The sequence below is a fragment of the Calidifontimicrobium sp. SYSU G02091 genome, assembly GCF_022631395.1.
Taxonomy (GTDB): Bacteria; Pseudomonadota; Gammaproteobacteria; order Burkholderiales; family Burkholderiaceae_C; genus Calidifontimicrobium; species Calidifontimicrobium sediminis.
The window spans coordinates 1-11,498 of the sequence record NZ_JALBGB010000051.1; the positions used below are offsets into that span (position 1 = coordinate 1).

At 71.2% G+C, this 11,498-nt stretch carries 12 protein-coding genes; 4 read left to right on the top strand and 8 right to left on the bottom strand.

The window, feature by feature from the left end:
* Window positions 1–128: 128 nt before the first annotated feature.
* The 7 genes from iscA to uvrB form a co-directional block, all read right to left on the bottom strand.
* Complete coding sequence (gene iscA / locus MOJ79_RS18200) at window positions 129–452, bottom strand: iron-sulfur cluster assembly protein IscA (protein WP_119288241.1); 324 nt, start codon at window positions 450–452, stop codon at window positions 129–131.
* 5 nt (window positions 453–457) lie between these two features.
* On the bottom strand, window positions 458–859 hold the full coding sequence (gene iscU, locus MOJ79_RS18205) for a Fe-S cluster assembly scaffold IscU (protein WP_241925430.1): 402 nt from the start codon (window positions 857–859) through the stop codon (window positions 458–460).
* A gap of 100 nt (window positions 860–959) precedes the next feature.
* The gene (locus MOJ79_RS18210; RefSeq protein ID WP_241925431.1) at window positions 960–2,180 is read right to left on the bottom strand and encodes an IscS subfamily cysteine desulfurase; all 1,221 of its coding nucleotides are present in this window, start codon (window positions 2,178–2,180) and stop codon (window positions 960–962) included.
* A 32-nt stretch (window positions 2,181–2,212) separates the two neighbouring features.
* Window positions 2,213–2,746, bottom strand: a complete 534-nt coding sequence (gene iscR / locus MOJ79_RS18215) for a Fe-S cluster assembly transcriptional regulator IscR (RefSeq protein ID WP_241925432.1) — start codon at window positions 2,744–2,746, stop codon at window positions 2,213–2,215.
* 216 nt (window positions 2,747–2,962) lie between these two features.
* The gene (locus MOJ79_RS18220) at window positions 2,963–3,463 is read right to left on the bottom strand and encodes a low molecular weight protein-tyrosine-phosphatase (RefSeq protein WP_241925433.1); all 501 of its coding nucleotides are present in this window, start codon (window positions 3,461–3,463) and stop codon (window positions 2,963–2,965) included.
* A complete protein-coding gene (locus MOJ79_RS18225; RefSeq protein WP_241925434.1) occupies window positions 3,460–4,551 on the bottom strand; it encodes an NAD(P)H-dependent flavin oxidoreductase in 1,092 nt (363 codons plus the stop codon). Before MOJ79_RS18225 ends, MOJ79_RS18220 begins: the two co-directional genes overlap by 4 nt.
* Window positions 4,548–6,662 carry an excinuclease ABC subunit UvrB gene (gene uvrB / locus MOJ79_RS18230; RefSeq protein ID WP_241925435.1) on the bottom strand — a complete coding sequence of 705 codons (2,115 nt, stop codon included), beginning with the start codon at window positions 6,660–6,662 and terminating at the stop codon, window positions 4,548–4,550. Before uvrB ends, MOJ79_RS18225 begins: the two co-directional genes overlap by 4 nt.
* A 131-nt stretch (window positions 6,663–6,793) precedes the next feature.
* Here uvrB and MOJ79_RS18235 point away from each other — a divergent pair, with 131 nt between their 5' ends.
* The 4 genes from MOJ79_RS18235 to nth all read left to right on the top strand — a co-directional run bounded on the left by MOJ79_RS18235 (window position 6,794) and on the right by nth (window position 10,999).
* The gene (locus MOJ79_RS18235) at window positions 6,794–7,996 is read left to right on the top strand and encodes an amino acid aminotransferase (protein WP_241925436.1); all 1,203 of its coding nucleotides are present in this window, start codon (window positions 6,794–6,796) and stop codon (window positions 7,994–7,996) included.
* 221 nt (window positions 7,997–8,217) lie between these two features.
* Entirely contained in the window at window positions 8,218–9,624 is a 1,407-nt protein-coding gene (locus MOJ79_RS18240; protein WP_241925437.1) for a polyhydroxyalkanoate depolymerase, read from the top strand.
* Between the two features lie 59 nt (window positions 9,625–9,683).
* The gene (rsxB, locus tag MOJ79_RS18245) at window positions 9,684–10,364 is read left to right on the top strand and encodes an electron transport complex subunit RsxB (RefSeq protein WP_241925438.1); all 681 of its coding nucleotides are present in this window, start codon (window positions 9,684–9,686) and stop codon (window positions 10,362–10,364) included.
* Window positions 10,361–10,999 (top strand): endonuclease III, encoded by a 639-nt coding sequence (gene nth, locus MOJ79_RS18250; protein ID WP_241925439.1) that lies wholly within the window; start codon window positions 10,361–10,363, stop codon window positions 10,997–10,999. The genes rsxB and nth overlap by 4 nt, the downstream gene beginning before the upstream one ends.
* Before the next feature lie 92 nt (window positions 11,000–11,091).
* Here the strand turns inward: nth and MOJ79_RS18255 are convergent.
* On the bottom strand, window positions 11,092–11,498 hold a 407-nt coding region (locus MOJ79_RS18255), incomplete at its 5' end, for a general secretion pathway protein GspB (RefSeq protein ID WP_241925440.1).

Below are 11,498 nucleotides of genomic sequence, written 5' to 3' on the forward strand. Positions count from 1 at the left end.
AACCCTTGCTGTACAAGCTTCTCAAGCAGATCTCCATCCAGGACCTACGTCCAATTCTGGTCCGGAAAGGTTAGGAATTACCAAAAGAAAAGGCGCGGCCGTCGGCCGCGCCCGGGGGTGGCAGCGCGTCACACGCGGAACGACTCGCCGCAGCCGCAGCGGTCCTTCTCGCGCGGATTGTGGAACTTGAAACCCTCGTTGAGCCCCTCGCGCACGAAGTCGAGCTCGGTGCCGTCGATGTACGGCAGGCTCTTCGGGTCGACGAGCACCTTGACGCCGTGACCCTCGAACACGTGGTCCTCCGGCGCGATCTCGTCGGCGTACTCGAGCTTGTACGCCAGCCCCGAACAGCCGGTCGTCTTGACGCCCAGGCGCACGCCGATGCCCTTGCCCCGGCGGGCCAGGTAGCGCGTGACGTGCCGCGCGGCGGCTTCGGTCAGCGTGACCGCCATGGCACTCAGTGCGAGCCGGCCGGCGCGCCGTGCTTGGCCCTGTAGTCCTCGACGGCGGCCTTGATCGCGTCCTCGGCGAGGATCGAGCAGTGGATCTTGACCGGCGGCAGCGCGAGCTCCTCGGCGATCTGCGTGTTCTTGATCTTCAGCGCCTCGTCAAGCGACTTGCCCTTGACCCACTCGGTCACCAGCGAGCTCGACGCGATCGCCGAGCCGCAGCCGTAGGTCTTGAAGCGGGCGTCCTCGATCAGCCCCGTCTCGGGGTTGACCTTGATCTGCAGCTTCATCACGTCACCGCACGCCGGCGCGCCGACCATGCCGGTGCCCACCGTCTCGTCGCCCTTGTCGAACGAGCCGACGTTGCGCGGGTTCTCGTAGTGGTCGATGACTTTGTTGCTGTAGGCCATGTCTACTGCTCCTTGCTGCTTTGTCAGTGCGCAAGCCCTGCGGCCTGCATGCCGCAGGGCCTGCCCACCGCGAGAGACCGTCCGCAGGGACGGTCTCTCGTCAGTGGGCAGTCCATTGGATCGTGTTGAGGTCGATGCCGTCCTTGTACATCTCCCACAGCGGAGACAGCTCGCGCAGCTTCGCGACGCGGTCCTTCAGCGTGGTGACGACGTAGTCGATTTCTTCCTCCGTCGTGAAGCGGCCGATCGTCATGCGCAGGCTCGAGTGTGCGAGCTCGTCACTGCGGCCGAGCGCGCGCAGCACATAGCTCGGCTCGAGGCTCGCCGAGGTGCACGCCGAGCCCGACGACACCGCGATGCCCTTGATGCCCATGATCAGGCTCTCGCCCTCGACGTAGTTGAACGACGCGTTGACGTTGTGCGGCACGCGGTGCTCGAGGCTGCCGTTGATGTAGACCTGCTCGATGTCGGCGATGCCGCGCAGCAGCCGCTGCTGCAGCATGCGGATGCGTTCGAGCTCGGTGCCCATCTCTTCCTTGGCGATGCGAAACGCCTCGCCCATGCCGACGCACTGGTGCGTGGGCAGCGTGCCGCTCCTCATGCCGCGCTCGTGACCGCCGCCGTGCATCTGCGCCTCGAGACGCACGCGCGGCTTGCGCCGCACGTAGAGGGCCCCGATGCCCTTGGGCCCGTAGGTCTTGTGCGACGCCAGACTCATCAGGTCGACCGGCAGCGACTTGACGTCGATCGGCATCTTCCCAGTGGCCTGCGCGGCGTCGGTGTGGAAGATGATGCCGCGCTCGCGGCACATCGCGCCGATCGTCGCGATGTCCTGGATCACGCCGATCTCGTTGTTGACGAGCATCACCGACGCCAGGATCGTGTCGGGACGCAACGCGTCCTTGAAGCGGTCGAGGTCGAGCAGACCGTCTTCCTTGACGTCGAGGTAGGTCACCTCGAAGCCGTCACGCTCGAGCGCGCGGCAGGTGTCGAGCACGGCCTTGTGCTCGGTCTTGACGGTGACGATGTGCTTGCCGCGCGTCTTGTAGAAGTGCGCCGCGCCCTTGAGCGCGAGGTTGTCGCTCTCGGTGGCCCCCGAGGTCCAGACGATCTCGCGCGGGTCGGCGCCGATCAGGTCGGCGACCTGCGCGCGCGCCTTCTCGACGGCTTCCTCGGCCTCCCAGCCCCACGCGTGGCTGCGCGACGCCGGGTTGCCGAAGTGCTCGCGCAGCCACGGGATCATCGCGTCGACGACGCGCTGGTCCACCGGGTTGGTGGCGCCGTAGTCCATGTAGATCGGGAAGTGGGGGGTCATGTCCATCGGCCGTGGCCTCGTCCAGTGCGTCGCGTGAATTACTTCGTCAATGCGCCGCCGAGCGCGAACACCGAGTTCGGCGCCGTGACCTTGATCGGCTTGACCACCGGCACGCTCGAGATCGCGCGCTTGACCGGCGCCTCCTCGACCGACACGCCCTTGGCGATCTGCTCGTCGACCAGCTTCTTCAGCGTGATCGAGTCGAGGTACTCGATCATCTTCTGGTTCAGGCTGGCCCACAGGTCGTGCGTCATGCACTTGCCGGTGTCCTCGCCCATGCAGCCTTCCTTGCCGCCGCAGCCGGTGGCGTCGATCGGCTCATCGACGGCGACGATGATGTCGGCCACCGTGATGTCTTCGGCCTTGCGGCCCAGCGAATAGCCGCCGCCCGGCCCGCGCGTGCTCTCGACGAGTTCATGCCGGCGCAGCTTGCCGAACAGCTGCTCGAGGTACGACAGCGAGATCTGCTGGCGGGCGCTGATGGCGGCCAGGGCCACCGGCCCCGAGTGGGAGCGCAGTGCCAGATCGATCATCGCGGTGACGGCAAATCGGCCCTTGGTGGTGAGACGCATCGACAACTCCTTTCGCCTTGCGGCATCGCTGACCCGAAATGTGCGCCGGTGGCGCGCCCTCGTGACGGCGGACCGATCGGATCCGCCGCGGCCGATACCGCGACCGGGCCCGCGCTGACGGGCCCCGCATCGGAACGGCCGATCGCTATTCCGAGCGTTTGAGTCGAGTATACGTGAAGCCGAGTCTTTCGGTCGAGTTTGCGCGCGTTGGTTCCCTCACGGCCTGAGGGTTGTCGCGCACAGGTGGTCGAGCAGCCCCTCGCAGGCGTCCTCGACGAGGTCGAGCACGCGCTCGAACCCGTCGGCGGCGCCGTAATACGGGTCGGGCACCTCGTCGACCGCGTGCCGGCGCGCGAAGCGCATCAGCAGCTCGACCCGTGCCCCGGCGCCGGGCGGCCGCAGCTCGAGCAGGTGGGCGAGGTTGTCGCGGTCCATCGCGAGGATCAGGTCGAAACGCCCGAAGTCGGTGGCCTGCACGCGGCGTGCGCGCAGCGGCGCGAGATCGTAGCCGCGCCGCGCGCCGTGCGCCTGCGCGCGGGGGTCGGGGGGCTCGCCGGCGTGCCAGCCGTGCGTGCCGGCCGAGTCGACCTCGACGCGCCGCGCCAGCCCGCGCAGCGCCGCCTGCGTGCGCAGCACCGCCTCGGCGGTCGGCGAGCGGCAGATGTTGCCCATGCACACCATCAGCACGCGCGTCGTCGGCACGAGGACGTCCGTCATGCCGCCTCCGAGGCGCCGCCGGCCAGCAGGTTCCGCGCGTCGGCCCACAGCCGCGGCAGCGTGACGCGCGGCGAATCGGCGTGCGCGAGCGCGGCCGCCTGTCCGGCCCAGGCCTGCAGGTGCCGCAGGTCGCCGGCCGCTTCGGCGGCCTGGCGCATCGCCGCGGTCAGCCCGCGCTGCACCGGGTACGGCGCGGGCGGCGGCGCGTCCGGCGCGGCGGCGGCGCGGACGTAGTCGGTCGCGATCGCGCGGCCCCAGCGGCCGGAGAACGCGCGCGTCAGCCGCGTCGCCTCGGGCACGAGCGTGGCCAGCGCGGCGGCCCAGCACGGCGCGACGCCGGCCTCGGGCGTGCGCAGCAGCGCGGTGCCGAGCTGGACCGCGCTCGCACCGAGCAGCAGCGCGGCGGCCACGCCGCGCGCATCGGCGATGCCGCCGGTGGCGACCACCGGCACGTCGACCGCGTCGACGACCTGCGGCAGCAGCGCAAAGAGCCCGACGGCCTCGTCGCGCGCCCGCGCGGCGTCGAACGCGCCGCGGTGGCCGCCAGCCTCCGCACCCTGGGCGACGATCACGTCGGCCCCGGCCGCCGCCGCCGCGCGCGCTTCGCCGAGCGTCGTCACGTTGGCGAACCAGGCGATGCCGGCGTCCTTCAGCCGCTGCACGACGCGCTCGGGAAACAGGCCCATGATCGACGATGCCGCGGTGGGGCGGGCGGCCAGCAGCGCTTCGCACTGGGCGGCGAAGTCGGGGGGCCGGGCGTCGCCGGCCTCGGCGGCCACCGGCGGCCCATGGCGGGCGAGGAACGCGCGCAGCGCCGCTTCGTGCGCGGCGTCGCGCGCCGGCGGCGGGTCAGGGACCCAGAGGTTGATCTGCAGCGGCCGGTCGCCCGCGCGGCGGTACGCGGCGACCCAGTCGGCGATCGCCGGCGGCTCCATCAGCAGCGCGCCGAGCGCGCCCATGCCGCCGGCGTCGGCCACTGCCGCCGCGAGCGCGACGGGGCTCGCGCCGGCCATCGGCGCCATCAGCACCGGCAGCCGCAGGCCGAAGCGCGCGGCGAAGCGCTCGGCGCGCGCGAGGTCAGCGCTCACGGCTTGCCGCCGGCCACCAGCGGCACGACGTTGGCGTCGTGCCCCGGCCCGCCGAACGCCTGCTCGCGCAGCAGCGCGAGCTGGTCGCGGAGGCGCGCGGCCTTCTCGAACTCGAGGTTCTTCGCGTGCTCGAGCATCTGGCGCTCGAGCAGCTTGATGCGCTTGCCGAGGTCCTTCTCGGACAGCGCCTCGACCTCGGCCGCGGCCTGCGCGCGCTGCAGGTCGTCCTTCGCGGCGCGGTCGGAGACGACGCCGTCGATCAGGTCGCGCACCTGCTTGCGGATGCCCTGCGGCACGATGCCGTGCGCGGCGTTGTAGGCGATCTGCTTGGCGCGCCGGCGCTCGGTCTCGTCGATCGCGCGCCGCATCGAGTCGGTGATCTGGTCGGCGTAGAGGATCGCCTTGCCGTGCACGTTGCGCGCCGCGCGGCCGATGGTCTGGATCAGGCTGCGCTCGGCGCGCAGGAAGCCCTCTTTGTCGGCGTCGAGGATCGCGACCAGCGACACCTCGGGGATGTCGAGCCCCTCGCGCAGCAGGTTGATGCCCACCAGCACGTCGAACGTGCCCAGCCGCAGGTCGCGGATGATCTCGACGCGCTCGACGGTGTCGACGTCGCTGTGCAGGTAGCGCACCTTGACGCCGTTGTCGGCGAGGTAGTCGGTCAGCTGCTCGGCCATGCGCTTGGTCAGCGTCGTGATCAGCACGCGCTCGTGCCGCTCGACGCGCTCGCGGATCTCCTGCAGCACGTCGTCGACCTGCGTCGACGCCGGGCGGACCTCGATCTCGGGGTCGACGAGGCCCGTCGGGCGCACGAGCTGCTCGACGACCTGCCCCGAGTGCTCGCGCTCGTAGTCGGCGGGGGTGGCACTGACGAAGATCGCCTGGCGCATCTTGCGCTCGAACTCCTCGAACTTCAGCGGCCGGTTGTCGAGCGCGCTGGGCAGGCGGAAGCCGTAGTCGACGAGCGTCTGCTTGCGCGCGCGGTCGCCGTTGTACATGCCGCCGAGCTGGCCGATCAGCACGTGGCTCTCGTCGAGGAACATGATCGCGTCGGCGGGCAGGTAGTCGACGAGCGTGGGCGGCGGCTCGCCGGGCTTGGCGCCCGAGAGGTGGCGCGTGTAGTTCTCGATGCCCTTGCAGTGGCCGACCTCCTGCAGCATCTCGAGGTCGAAACGCGTGCGCTGCTCGAGGCGCTGCGCCTCGACGAGCTTGCCTGCGGCGACCAGCTCGGCCAGGCGCTCGCGCAGCTCGGCCTTGATGCCGTCGATCGCGCGCAGCACCTGCTCGCGCGGCGTCACGTAGTGGCTCGACGGGTAGACGACGAAGCGCGGCACCTTCTGGCGGATGCGCCCCGTGAGCGGGTCGAACAGCGCGAGCGACTCGACCTCGTCGTCGAACAGCTCGATGCGCACCGCCAGCTCGCTGTGCTCGGCCGGAAAGACGTCGATCTGGTCGCCGCGCACGCGAAACGTCCCGCGCGCGAAGTCGGTCTCGCCGCGCGTGTACTGCATGCGCACGAGCTGCGCGATCGCGTCGCGCTGGCCGAGCCGGTCGCCCACGCGCACGATGAAGCGCATCTGCGTGTAGTCCTCGGGCTTGCCGATGCCGTAGATCGCGCTGACGGTGGCCACGACGACGACGTCGCGCCGCTCGAGGATGCTCTTCGTTGCCGACAGCCGCATCTGCTCGATGTGCTCGTTGATCGAGCTGTCCTTCTCGATGAACAGGTCGCGCTGCGGGACGTAGGCCTCGGGCTGGTAGTAGTCGTAGTAGCTGACGAAGTACTCGACCGCGTTCTTCGGGAAGAACTCGCGGAACTCGCTGTACAGCTGCGCGGCCAGCGTCTTGTTCGGCGCGAACACGATCGCCGGGCGCCCGAGCCGCGCGATCACGTTGGCCATCGTGAACGTCTTGCCCGAACCGGTGACGCCGAGCAGCGTCTGGTAGCTCAAGCCGTCGCGCACGCCCTCGACGAGCTGTGCGATCGCCGCCGGCTGGTCGCCCGCCGGCGGGTACGGCTGGTACAGCTGGAACGGCGAGTCGGGGAACGAGACGAACTCGCCCGCAGGCGCATCGGCCGCGGGGGCTTCGGTCACGGTCGGTTCGGCCATCGGGGTTTCCCTGTACGACTCACTAAAATGCGGGCATCGGGTGCGCGTGCAAGCGCCGCTGAACCCGACAGCCTAACGCAGCGGCCTGCAGCGCGCTGCCTTCCCCCGCCCCCACCCTGCCAGGAAGCACGATGACCTTGTTCGCCGCCGTCGAGATGGCCCCCCGCGACCCGATCCTGGGGCTCAACGAGCAGTTCGCCGCCGACCCGCGGCCGAACAAGGTCAACCTCGGCGTGGGCGTCTACACCGACGAGAACGGCAAGCTGCCGCTGCTGGCCTGTGTGCAGGCGGCCGAGAAGCAGCTGATGGAAGCGCCGAAGCCGCGCGGCTACCTGCCGATCGACGGCATCGCCGCGTACGACCAGGCGGTGCAGGCGCTGGTGTTCGGCGCCGACAGCGAGGCCGTCACGTCGGGGCGCGTGGCCACCGTGCAGGCGCTCGGCGGCACCGGCGCGCTGAAGGTCGGCGCCGACTTCCTGAAGAAGCTGCGCCCCGACGCCAAGGTGCTGATCAGCGACCCGAGCTGGGAGAACCACCGCGCCCTGTTCACCCACGCCGGGTTCAAGGTCGAGACCTACCCGTACTACGACGCCGCGACGCGCGGCGTGAACTTCGAGGGGATGCTCGCCGCGCTCGACGCGGCGCCGGCCGGCACGATCGTCGTGCTGCACGCGTGCTGCCACAACCCGACCGGCGCCGACCTGACGCCCGCGCAGTGGCGCCACGTCGTCGACACGGTGAAGGCGCGCGGCCTGGTCGCGTTCCTCGACATGGCGTACCAGGGCTTCGGCGACGGCATCGCCGAGGACGGCGCCGCGGTGCGCGAGTTCCTCGCCAGCGGCGTCGACTTCTTCGTCGCGACCTCGTTCTCGAAGAGCTTCTCGCTGTACGGCGAGCGTGTCGGCGCACTGAGCGTCGTCTGCGAAGACAAGGACGAGGCCGCGCGCGTGCTCAGCCAGCTGAAGATCGTGATCCGCACGAACTACAGCAACCCGCCGACGCACGGCGCGCAGGTCGTGGCCACCGTGCTGACGACGCCGGCGCTGCGCGCGCAGTGGGAGCAGGAGCTCGCCGGCATGCGCCAGCGCATCAAGGCGATGCGCGAGGCCCTGAAGCGCAAGCTCGAGGCCGCCGGCGTGCCCGGCGACCTCTCGTACATCACGCGCCAGAAGGGCATGTTCAGCTACTCGGGCATGAGCGCGGCGCAGATGCAGCGCCTGCGCAGCGAGTTCGGCGTCTACGGCGTCGACTCGGGGCGCATCTGCGTGGCGGCGCTCAACGAACACAACCTCGACGCGGTGGCCAGCGCGATCGCGCACGTGATGCGCGGCTGAGCGCGCGCGCCCGCGCGGCAGGGCGCCCCTGTCGCCTCGGTGACAGGCGCCGGCGATTCGCGCCACCACCCTACGTGTTTTCTCGCTTTTGGCACCCGCCGGGCCGCGGCAGCATCGGTTCCGGACGATAATGCTGCACTGCACAAAGAAGGCGGTGACGCGGCCGCAAGGGGCCGTGCCGCCGCCCGATGCGGGCAGGCCCGACGACGGAGGAAGCCCCGATGCTGTACCAGCTCTATGAAACGCAGCGCGCGCTGATGGCGCCGTTCTCCGAGTTCGCCAGTGCGTCGGCGAAGCTGTACAGCCACCCGCTGTCGCCGTTCTCGCACACGCCGATGGCGCAGCGCATTGCCGCCGGCTTCGACCTGCTGCACCGCCTGGCCAAGGACTACGAGAAGCCGGCGTTCGGGATCCACACGGTGCGCGTCGGCGGCGTCGACGTCGCGGTGCAGGAGAAGGTCGCGATCGAGAAGCCGTTCTGCCGGCTGCTGCGCTTCAAGCGCTTCACCGACGACCACGACGTGCTCGTCAAGATGAAGACGCAGCCGACCGTGCTCGTCGTCGCGCCGCTGTCGGGGCACCACGCGACGCTGCTGCGCGACACGGTGCGCAGCCTGCTGCAGGACCACAAGGTCTACATCACCGACTGGACCGACGCGCGCATGGTGCCGGTCGAGAAGGGCCCGTTCCACCTGCACGACTACGTGCACTACGTGCAGGAGTTCATCCGCCACATCGGCCCGGGCGTGCACGTGATGTCGGTGTGCCAGCCCACGGTGCCGGTGCTCGCGGCGGTGTCGCTGATGGCCAGCGACGGCGAGTTCACGCCGCGCACGCTGACGATGATGGGCGGCCCGATCGACGCGCGCAAGTCGCCCACCGCGGTCAACAACCTGGCGATGAACAAGAGCCACTCGTGGTTCGAGAACAACGTCATCTACCGCGTGCCGCCGAACTACCCGGGCGCGGGGCGTGCCGTCTACCCTGGCTTCCTGCAGCACACCGGCTTCGTCGCGATGAACCCGGACCGGCACCTGTCGTCGCACTACGACTACTTCCTCGACCTGATCCGCGGCGACGGCGACAGCGCCGAGGCGCACCGCCAGTTCTACGACGAGTACAACGCCGTGCTCGACATGCCGGCCGAGTACTACCTCGACACGATCAAGGTCGTGTTCCAGGACTTCGCGCTCGTCAACGGCACGTGGCGCGTCAAGGGCCGGCTCGTGCGCCCGCAGGACATCACCGGCACCGCGCTGCTGACCGTCGAGGGCGAGCTCGACGACATCTCGGGCGCCGGCCAGACCAAGGCTGCGCACGCGCTGTGCACCGGCATCCCGGTCGAGCACCAGTTCCACTACGACGTGCCCGGCGCCGGCCACTACGGCATCTTCTCGGGCCGGCGCTGGCGCGAGATGGTGTACCCGCGCGTGCGCGACTTCATCGCCAACTTCCACGGCGCGCACCCCGGCGACGTGCCGCGGCCGATCAAGATGGTCGAGGTGCCGGGCGCGCCGCACGTGCCCCCCGGCACGCCACTGCGCCGGCGGCGCACCGGCACGAAGACGGCGGCGCGCACCGCCGCCGCGTCGGGCCGCAAGACCTCCCCGCGCCGCGCGCAGCGCTGAACCCGGCCGGCGCCACGGCCGCGCCGGCGGCGGCGCAACGGCCGCTCGATAATCGGCGAGTGACCCCCGCCGAGCCTTCGCACGCCTCGCTGGCCGACGCCATCGACGCCGTGCTGCCGCAGACGCAGTGCACGCGCTGCGGCTACCCCGACTGCCGCCGCTATGCCGAGGCGATCGCCGCCGGCGAGGCACCGATCAACCAGTGCCCGCCCGGCGGCGCCGAGGGCATCCGGCGGCTGGCCGCAGTCACCGGACGCCCGGTGATCCCGCTGAACCCGGCGCACGGCACCGAGGGCCCGCGCGCGGTGGCGGTGATCGACGAGGCGTGGTGCATCGGCTGCACGCTGTGCATCAAGGCCTGCCCGGTGGACTGCATCGCCGGCGCGAGCAAGCGCATGCACACCGTGATCGAAGACGACTGCACCGGCTGCGAGCTGTGCGTGCCGGCGTGCCCGGTCGACTGCATTGCGATGGTGCCGGTCACCGGCACACGTACCGGCTGGGACGCGTGGAGCCCCGAGCAGGCCGCCGCCGCGCGCGAGCGCTACGCGTTCCACCGCTTCCGCCTCGAGCGCGATCGGCGCGAGAACGACGAGCGCCTCGCGGCCAAGGCCCAGGCCAAGCTCGCCGACCTCGAGCAGCACAGCCGCCTGACCGACCCCGAGATGCTGGCCAAGAAGCGCGCCGTCATCGAAGCGGCGCTCGCCCGTGCGCGCGCGCGCCGGCAGGAGCCGACATGAAGACCGAGGACATCGAGCCGTTCTTCGCGACGCTGAAGGCGGCCAACCCGTCACCGACGACCGAGCTCGAGTTCACGACCCCGTTCGAGCTGCTCGTGGCGGTGCTGCTGTCGGCGCAGGCTACCGACGTCAGCGTCAACAAGGCCACGCGGCGGCTGTTCGCGGTGGCCAACACGCCGCAGAAGATGCTCGCGCTCGGCGTCGACGGCGTGGCCGAGTACATCAAGACGATCGGCCTGTACCGCAGCAAGGCCAAGCACCTGATCGAGACCTGCCGCATCCTCGTCGAACGCCACGGCGGCGAGGTGCCGCGCTCGCGCGAGGCGCTCGAGGCGCTGCCCGGCGTGGGGCGCAAGACGGCCAACGTCGTGCTCAACGTCGCGTTCGGCGAGCCGACGATCGCGGTCGACACGCACATCTTCCGTGTTGCCAACCGCACCGGGCTCGCGCCGGGCAAGACGCCGCTCGAGGTCGAGAAGCGGCTGCTCGAGCGCGTGCCGCCGCAGTACCTGCACGACGCACACCACTGGCTGATCCTGCACGGGCGCTACGTGTGCCAGGCGCGCAAGCCCCTGTGCGAGCGCTGCGCGGTGCGGCGCTGGTGCGACAGCGGCCGCACGGCGCCTCCGGGCTGAGCCGGCGGCCGGTGCGCACGCCCGGCACGCGGCGGGACGCCGCGCGGCGACGAGGCACGGCGGCGTCGCGCCGCGCGGCGAGTCGCCGGCGTTCAGAAGTCGATGCGCACGCGCTGCTCGCGCCAGCGCAGCACGGCCTGGCGCGGGCCGATGCGCTCGAGCACGAGGTCGCGCGCGATCGTTTCGCCCTCGCGCAGCACGCGCCCGTCGAGCACGAGCAGCCGCGCCGAGGGCTGCGGCGAGTCGACCGCACCGCCGACGACCAGCGGCGGCAACAGCGCGCGCTGCGCGGGCGGCAACTCGCTGAGCGCCATGACGGCGCCGGCGGCATCGGCCGACGGTGCTGCCGCGTTCGCAGGCGGTGGCGCGGGCCGCGCAGGGGGGGCCGTCACGGCCGGTGGCGGCAGCGGCGGCAGGCTCGCCAGCGCCGGCGTGCGCGAGGCGGCCGGCGCGGATGGCGCAGGGGCCGCCGGCACGACCGCCGCCGGCGCGGCCTCGG

Bases quoted from the DNA above. Each gene is read 5' to 3' on its own strand.
- iscA (WP_119288241.1), bottom strand. From the start codon at position 452: ATGGCGGTCACGCTGACCGAAGCCGCCGCGCGGCACGTCACGCGCTAC.
- iscU (WP_241925430.1), bottom strand. From the start codon at position 859: ATGGCCTACAGCAACAAAGTCATCGACCACTACGAGAACCCGCGCAAC.
- MOJ79_RS18210 (WP_241925431.1), bottom strand. From the start codon at position 2,180: ATGGACATGACCCCCCACTTCCCGATCTACATGGACTACGGCGCCACC.
- iscR (WP_241925432.1), bottom strand. From the start codon at position 2,746: ATGCGTCTCACCACCAAGGGCCGATTTGCCGTCACCGCGATGATCGAT.
- MOJ79_RS18220 (WP_241925433.1), bottom strand. From the start codon at position 3,463: ATGACGGACGTCCTCGTGCCGACGACGCGCGTGCTGATGGTGTGCATG.
- uvrB (WP_241925435.1), bottom strand. From the start codon at position 6,662: ATGGCCGAACCGACCGTGACCGAAGCCCCCGCGGCCGATGCGCCTGCG.
- MOJ79_RS18235 (WP_241925436.1), top strand. From the start codon at position 6,794: ATGACCTTGTTCGCCGCCGTCGAGATGGCCCCCCGCGACCCGATCCTG.
- MOJ79_RS18240 (WP_241925437.1), top strand. From the start codon at position 8,218: ATGCTGTACCAGCTCTATGAAACGCAGCGCGCGCTGATGGCGCCGTTC.
- nth (WP_241925439.1), top strand. From the start codon at position 10,361: ATGAAGACCGAGGACATCGAGCCGTTCTTCGCGACGCTGAAGGCGGCC.